Source organism: Armatimonas sp. (assembly GCF_043760365.1).
GTDB lineage: Bacteria > Armatimonadota > Armatimonadia > Armatimonadales > Armatimonadaceae > Armatimonas.
Genome location: NZ_JAYUPA010000172.1, coordinates 1 through 6052, shown reverse-complemented (window position 1 = coordinate 6052; position 6052 = coordinate 1). Strand labels below are relative to the sequence as shown.

The 6052-nt window shown below is 57.8% G+C and carries 9 protein-coding genes; 7 read left to right on the top strand and 2 right to left on the bottom strand.

Features of this window, described 5'->3' with window-relative positions; all coding sequences use genetic code 11:
- On the top strand, positions 1-333 hold a 333-nt coding region (locus ACH2EH_RS04340), incomplete at its 5' end, for a hypothetical protein (RefSeq protein WP_395139296.1).
- 272 nt (positions 334-605) lie between these two features.
- Here the strand turns inward: ACH2EH_RS04340 and ACH2EH_RS04335 are convergent.
- Positions 606-914, bottom strand: coding sequence for a hypothetical protein (locus tag ACH2EH_RS04335; RefSeq protein WP_395139294.1), 309 nt, complete (start codon positions 912-914; stop codon positions 606-608).
- A 114-nt stretch (positions 915-1028) separates the two neighbouring features.
- Here ACH2EH_RS04335 and ACH2EH_RS04330 point away from each other — a divergent pair, with 114 nt between their 5' ends.
- Together ACH2EH_RS04330 and ACH2EH_RS04325 are read left to right on the top strand one after the other, a co-directional pair.
- Entirely contained in the window at positions 1029-1277 is a 249-nt protein-coding gene (locus ACH2EH_RS04330; protein WP_395139292.1) for a hypothetical protein, read from the top strand.
- Positions 1274-1702 carry a hypothetical protein gene (locus ACH2EH_RS04325; RefSeq protein ID WP_395139291.1) on the top strand — a complete coding sequence of 143 codons (429 nt, stop codon included), beginning with the start codon at positions 1274-1276 and terminating at the stop codon, positions 1700-1702. The genes ACH2EH_RS04330 and ACH2EH_RS04325 overlap by 4 nt, the downstream gene beginning before the upstream one ends.
- Before the next feature lie 201 nt (positions 1703-1903).
- Here the strand turns inward: ACH2EH_RS04325 and ACH2EH_RS04320 are convergent, their stop codons facing one another.
- Positions 1904-4084, bottom strand: coding sequence for a redoxin domain-containing protein (locus ACH2EH_RS04320; protein ID WP_395139289.1), 2181 nt, complete (start codon positions 4082-4084; stop codon positions 1904-1906).
- 210 nt (positions 4085-4294) lie between these two features.
- Between ACH2EH_RS04320 and ACH2EH_RS04315 the strand changes: the two genes are divergently transcribed.
- From ACH2EH_RS04315 to selD, 4 genes are all read left to right on the top strand, one after another.
- The gene (locus ACH2EH_RS04315) at positions 4295-4777 is read left to right on the top strand and encodes a hypothetical protein (protein WP_395139287.1); all 483 of its coding nucleotides are present in this window, start codon (positions 4295-4297) and stop codon (positions 4775-4777) included.
- 50 nt (positions 4778-4827) lie between these two features.
- Entirely contained in the window at positions 4828-5118 is a 291-nt protein-coding gene (locus ACH2EH_RS04310; protein ID WP_395139285.1) for a hypothetical protein, read from the top strand.
- Positions 5115-5522 (top strand): hypothetical protein, encoded by a 408-nt coding sequence (locus tag ACH2EH_RS04305; protein WP_395139283.1) that lies wholly within the window; start codon positions 5115-5117, stop codon positions 5520-5522. Before ACH2EH_RS04310 ends, ACH2EH_RS04305 begins: the two co-directional genes overlap by 4 nt.
- A gap of 74 nt (positions 5523-5596) precedes the next feature.
- Positions 5597-6052, top strand: a 456-nt coding sequence (gene selD / locus ACH2EH_RS04300; RefSeq protein ID WP_395139281.1) for a selenide, water dikinase SelD, incomplete at its 3' end; no start/stop codon positions are given.

The window sequence follows — 6052 nt, the reverse complement described above, 5'->3', positions numbered from 1 at the left end:
TCTAGCGGTAAGTTCCCCGACCAGGACAGCGACCCCATGACCGGCACACTCCTTCGGGCGGCAGTGGTGGCCGCAGCGAGCGGGGGAGGCTACGTGATCAAAGGGCAGGTGCAGCACGCGGGCGATGCAAGCCCTAGCGCGGAGTTCACTTTCCAGTATCACAACGGAAGCGCCTTGACCGACTTGAAGGTGAAGCGCGGGGCGTTTCGCCTTGAGTGCGGCTACGAGGTGCAAGGGCGCTGGAACCTGGCACTGACCTTCGAGGGCGAGGCGGACGTGTCGTACTGGTGGTGTGCTGATGGGGAAGGGCGCACCTGGACTCGGATTGTGTGACAACTCCCCACGTCTAAAGCCGGGGGCACTCTCGGACGTTCTCAGGTAGCGGAAAGAAAAAGCCCCACTCTATTTCGAGAGCGGGGCGAGTGCGAAGCTTCGGAGCTACGCTAGGGAGAAATCTGTCTGTGGTGGTGTCTACTCGCTCTCTGTAGCCTCTAAGGCGCTTCCCTTACCTGCGCCTGGGAACTTGATCCCGAACTCCTCCCGCGCTTCGGTCAGTGCCACACCCGGCAGCAGCTCGCCCTCTGCCACCCCTTTCCTTTCTTTAGTCAGATTCCACCACCATGTAACCCGAGGGTATCCGTGAGGCTCTGAAAGTTGTCCTCCCGGCGGATCTCCTCCTGCACGTAGTAGATATGCTTGCAGACCGCGAACTCTACATTCTCCTCAAAGAACGGGCAGTCACAGCGCCGGGCTTCGGGCTTGACGCTCACCAGGTACATGGTGCCATCTTCCTTCACAACCCACTTCTTGAGCGGGTCTTTGGTATTCTCCAGAGCGTATCCGCCCTGCTGGTACATCTTGCGCATTCCGAAGTAGGCAATGCGGCTGGCTTCGATCTTGTTAGTTGCTTTCATATTTCTCCCTAAGTCCCTCGTTTGGGACACTAATATATTACCATAAGGTAACATATAACGCAAGGCAATAAGGGATATTTGACAACTTATTTTACCGTGTGGTAACATATAATCATGACCACGATAACCATTGAAGGCAAGGAGTTTGTGAGGCTTGCCGACCTTGCCAGAGACCGAGGGAAAGCACCAGCGGCAGCGCGTGTGGCGGCAGCGCGGGGGCAGTTCCCTGGCCTGGTGACAGTCGGGCGCGATCTCTACGTCCCGGTTGACGAAGCCTTAGCCTGGCAGCCTGGCAACTCTGCCGGGAGACCACCGGGGGCGAAGAACAGACCGAAAACGCAAGAGAAAGCAGGGGAACCATGACAGCAGAAGAGCAGGGCCTAATTGACCGCGCTATGGGGCAGATCACGCTACTCGGGGAGCTGCAATCCAGCGCACTCTTCCAACTCCCTGAGTGCCCGGTTGCGGCCCGTGAGACCCTCACTGAATCCCTGGAGCACGCCAACCACGCCCGGCGAGCGCTGCGCCTGGCCGGTGCCCGAATACCAGTGCTTGACGATAAGCCCCGGGAAGAGCGCCTCGACCTCTCCGAGCTGGCCGCGCTGGACTCCACCGCCGCCCGCGAGCTCCTTGCTGGCCTCAACCAGCTCCAGGCCCTGGCAGAGCGATACGACGGCGAGCGGGGCAAGATGATCGGTGGGCAGGGGGCGGACTTTGGAGAGGGGATTGCCGCGATGCGATCCAGGCTCCGGCAACTGCTGGGGATTCGAGAGGGGGCACGAGAATAAACACACCGACGGTTACGCCCCAGGAGCTTCGCCAGGCCGGTATAATAACGCAGGAGGTTTCTAGTGACTGGTGGGGAGAGTTCTGCCAAGCTTCAAATAGCAGAGCCTGCGGGATAGATTTGTGCCTCCAGGAGCGAGTGAGGGGCACAAATAAACCCTGGCTGAGTGTCTCAGCCAGGGTTTATTCTGCACTTGCTTGAGTTACCGGGATAGGTTGATTCGCTTCAACTCGTTCAGCAGGAAGTCAATGTTCGTGAAAGGATCGCCTCCGGTTCGCTTCCAACGAACGCGGCCGGACTTGTCGACCAGGATCGTCGAATGGAGTTCCATGTCCTCGAAGTCGTCGTATGACGAAAACCTCCGCGCGTTTTCATGCGCGTTGTCCGACAGGAACTTGATAGTCGACTGGTCCAGGGCTTTCGACTGCTTCAGCTTCGCCGGAGATTCGCTACACACGGCAAGCAAGACCGTGTTCTGGTCGTTGAACTCCGAACTCCGGTCGTTGAGCGACTTCAATTGCCCCACACAGTGCACGCAGGCATCCCCCAGGAAGAAGACAAGGATGACGTTTTTACCCTTGAAATCTTGCAGGCCGACCTTCTTGCCGTTTCGATCCACGACCTGAAGATTCGGAGCCTGGAACGGCTGCCAGTTCATCGGGCCAATCGAGTCGAGTTCCTTCGGTCGGTAGGTTCGCTCCGGGCGAGGCGTCTGCGCCACCGGCTTCGCGTCGAGGCCGAGTTTCCGGACATCTTCGAGCCACTTCAGGTTCGGGTCTGCCTGGGACCAAACATAGGACAGCCTTCCTGCATAGAGCGTCGCCTGCTCGCGGTTTCCGTTGGCGAAGTGAGCGAGCGCCAGCCCGGAGAGCGAAAAGCCATCGTTTGGCTCGTTTTTAAGCGCCTGCTCGTAGCAGTTGATCGCGAGCTTGTTGTCGCCACTCTTTCGGTAATGGTCTCCCAGGATGCGCAGGACGGGCCAGGGTTGTCCGGGAGGATCGTTCTCATACTCGCCCTTGTCGCGAAACTTCTGCTCAAGATCGGCGGCATTGAGAAGCTTGCGCTGGCCCTCCAAAGTGTTTCCCTCGGCAAGGCTCACGATGCCATCTGCGATGTCGGCCATCATATCCAGCGGGGATGCTGCGGGTGGAGGTGCCGGAAAGGGAGGAGTTTCCTTGGCCTTGAGCTTCTCGATGAGCGTACGAAGGCTGGTTACCCGCTCCCTGGCTTCGAAGCTCTTACCGACGGCACTGAGTGCCAGTGCTTCGGCAAATGCCCTCCCCAGCTTGCCGAAGTCCTCTTTATCGTTCCACTCGATTCCCTTGGGTGCCAAAATCTGGTCCCAGCGCTCAAACTTGAGGAGGGCGCGGACTCGGGCCGCAAGCCCCTGGCCCGCGATTGCACCCGTCTCTGCCGGGTTGTACTCGGGGTCGCGGGGGGCAGCCAGCATATCGGCGGAGCCTTGTAGCGATGCCTGTGCCATGCCAAGCTGTTCCTGGATGTAGCAGAGGTAGTTCCGGTTGTGCGGGTAGTTCCACGTCTCGAAGGGCAGTGCCAGTCGATCGTTCATGTACCGCAGCTCGGTCCGCGTCGCGGAGTCCATCGCAATCGCGGCCTCGTGCCACATGCCGATCTTGCTGTAGATATGGCCGGGCATGTGCATCGCGTGTCCGACATCCGGGGCCGATTTACTGTACAGCTCGCAGCTCCTGATCGCCTGGTCGGAAGAGACGCCATCCCAGTTGTGAATGCTGGCGTGGTGCGCACCGGGATGCATCGGACTCTTGGTCAGAACCTGCTGGATCAGCAGCTCGTTGGCGAACGCGCTACCCTGGCCGATGTTAAAGAGAGCAAGGAGACTCTTGGCTTCTACATCGTCAGGAAACCGAATCACGATCTGTTGGAGAGCGTTGCACATCGTCTTGGCGCGATTCTTCTCCTGCGGCGCGTATGCTTTCTCCCAGGCCTCGATATACAGACGTTCACGCTCGGTCACCTTATTTTTGCGCCGCACAGCCTCGCTCAGAAACGTCTTGTACCGGTCGAACTGCTTATCGTCGTAGTTGGGTGCGCCGACCGTGAACCAGTTGAATCCGCATCGAGCTAGGCTCCAGTAGGTCATGGCGTTGTCCGGATCGAGCTTGAGGCACCATCGAAACGAGCGCTCGGCCTCCTCAAACCAGAACGAGTGGAGCAAGGCGTTGCCCTGGTCGAACCACTTCTGCACTTCCGGGTTCTTCGTCGAAATGGGAAACGGGGTGTCTCCGATGCCCTTGATGACCCAGGGCCGAGTTCGCATGCCGGAGTCAAACGCGGACCCGTGTTTAGAGTGGCCGGGAGTGTCGTCGGCGAAGCCGATCGAGGGTGCCAGCAGCAGGAGCAAGAAAAGTAGAAGTTGATGTATAACGGTTACCTCGAACTGCAGTAATTTAACATGTTCTGTTGGGACTGCAGTCTGTGTTGGCTATTTTAGCACATCGTCACATATTGGGGTGCAGACTCAGACCCGTGTCGGAATAGGGTAGAGACGAACTGGGCGACGGAGAGGCGTGGCGTGGCGGAGTGCCGTATACTTTCTGTAGTATTGCACACTATGGATATTCTCAAACCTGCCTTGAAAGGCCAGTACCACGCCGCGCTCGACATGCTGAAAGGCGCGATTTCGGAGTGCCCTGATGCTCTCTGGATCGGAGGCACTCCGCCCCGGAGTTTCTGGCGACTCGCCTACCACACGCTCTATTTTGCGGATCTCTACCTCCAGGTACGATTCGAAGATTTTATTTCCTGGGAGCTGCACCGTGACGAAGTGGAGAGTGATGCCGAGCACGAGAAGCTCGATCCGATGCCCTACACCAAAGCTGAGCTGTTGGCCTATTGGGACCTGGTGGATGCCATGGTAGATCCTCAAATTGACAAAATTGACCTGGCGTCATCCGAGTCGGGGATTCCCTGGTACAAGATCCCCAAGCTTGATCACGTTCTCCTCAACCTGCGCCACATCCAGGAGCACGCAGGCCAGCTTCGCGATCGGCTTTTAGAGGCGGGCATTGACCAGCGCTGGCACACACGCCGCTAATCCTGCCCTTGATATAATAGTTCTACCCATCTTGCACGGAGGTAAAGATAATGACACTGACGCTTGAGATACCCGAAGACCTAGCCCCACGCTTTGCCGCCATACCAGAGAGTGAGCGCCCCCGCTTCGCCCTTGCCGCAATCCGCTCCGTGGTTTTCCAGGATGAGCAGATCGAACCTGCTGAGGGGGAAGACCTCGACGAGCTGATCGCGGCGATGAAGGAATCCGAGGAAGACATTGCCGCCGGTCGCACTATGACCATCGAAGAGATGGACGCTCGCATTAAGGCAAAGTTTTCCTGGATCAAGACCAAATCCGAGAGCAAAGCACAGCCTGTATGAACCCTCTGGACGAATCCGCTGAGCCGAACTTTGAGGAAGGCAAACAGTACAGTATCCGACCTACTGAGAAAGCCGTGCGGGACGTGGAAGCGGCCATTGATGAGATGTCGCGGTGGAACGGTACGGAAGCTGATCCCATTCCCGATGAGTCTGCCCATCTTGCTCTTGAGTGGTTCGAATCCTTTGAAAAGGCCCGTCAGACACTTGCCAACTACCCCCAGCGCTGCCCTGTGATTCCCGAACAGCAGCACTTCGTCACCGAGATAAGGCACCTTCTCTTTCGCCGCGCTTCTGGGGCTCCGACGTGGAGGATTCTCTTCTCTACACAAGAAGGTGATGGAGAAATTTCGCTTCAAATTGCAGGAAGATATTCTGAAACGAGAGGAGGCGATCTTGGAGCATGAGGAAGAATTGATAAAACGACATATCAAAATTATGGAGCAACACACCAAAATGATGAAACGTTACGACGGAATCTATGAGTAATACAGAAGAGCCCAATAAACGCACTCTTGCGGCGCAACGTCTGACAGCGCGGGTGCGCTGCGCGGGCTGAGCGAGCAAGATCGGGCCGTCGGCTCTGAAGATAATTTTAGCGGGTCTGCCGCAGGAGAAGCACCCGGATGTTCTTGTCGGGCTGGACACGTCCGACGACGCCGGGGTGATCCGGCTCAGCCCGGAGCTTGCCCTGATCCAGACCCTGGACTTTTTTACCCCCATCGTGGATAAACCCTACGATTTCGGGAGGATCGCCGCCGCCAACGCGCTCTCGGATGTTTATGCGATGGGCGGTGTGCCACTAACGGCGATGAACATTCTGTGTTTCCCCATCAAGGAGCTGCCCGGTGAGGTGCTCGCTGATATTCTGCGCGGTGGGGCGGATCAGCTCAAGCTCGCGGGGGTGCACCTTGCGGGTGGGCACAGCGTGGACGAT

What these genes read in the sequence shown, in the direction of transcription:
- ACH2EH_RS04335 (WP_395139294.1), bottom strand. Translation starts at nt 914, where the DNA reads ATGAAAGCAACTAACAAGATCGAAGCCAGCCGCATTGCCTACTTCGGA.
- ACH2EH_RS04330 (WP_395139292.1), top strand. Translation starts at nt 1,029, where the DNA reads ATGACCACGATAACCATTGAAGGCAAGGAGTTTGTGAGGCTTGCCGAC.
- ACH2EH_RS04325 (WP_395139291.1), top strand. Translation starts at nt 1,274, where the DNA reads ATGACAGCAGAAGAGCAGGGCCTAATTGACCGCGCTATGGGGCAGATC.
- ACH2EH_RS04315 (WP_395139287.1), top strand. Translation starts at nt 4,295, where the DNA reads ATGGATATTCTCAAACCTGCCTTGAAAGGCCAGTACCACGCCGCGCTC.
- ACH2EH_RS04310 (WP_395139285.1), top strand. Translation starts at nt 4,828, where the DNA reads ATGACACTGACGCTTGAGATACCCGAAGACCTAGCCCCACGCTTTGCC.
- ACH2EH_RS04305 (WP_395139283.1), top strand. Translation starts at nt 5,115, where the DNA reads ATGAACCCTCTGGACGAATCCGCTGAGCCGAACTTTGAGGAAGGCAAA.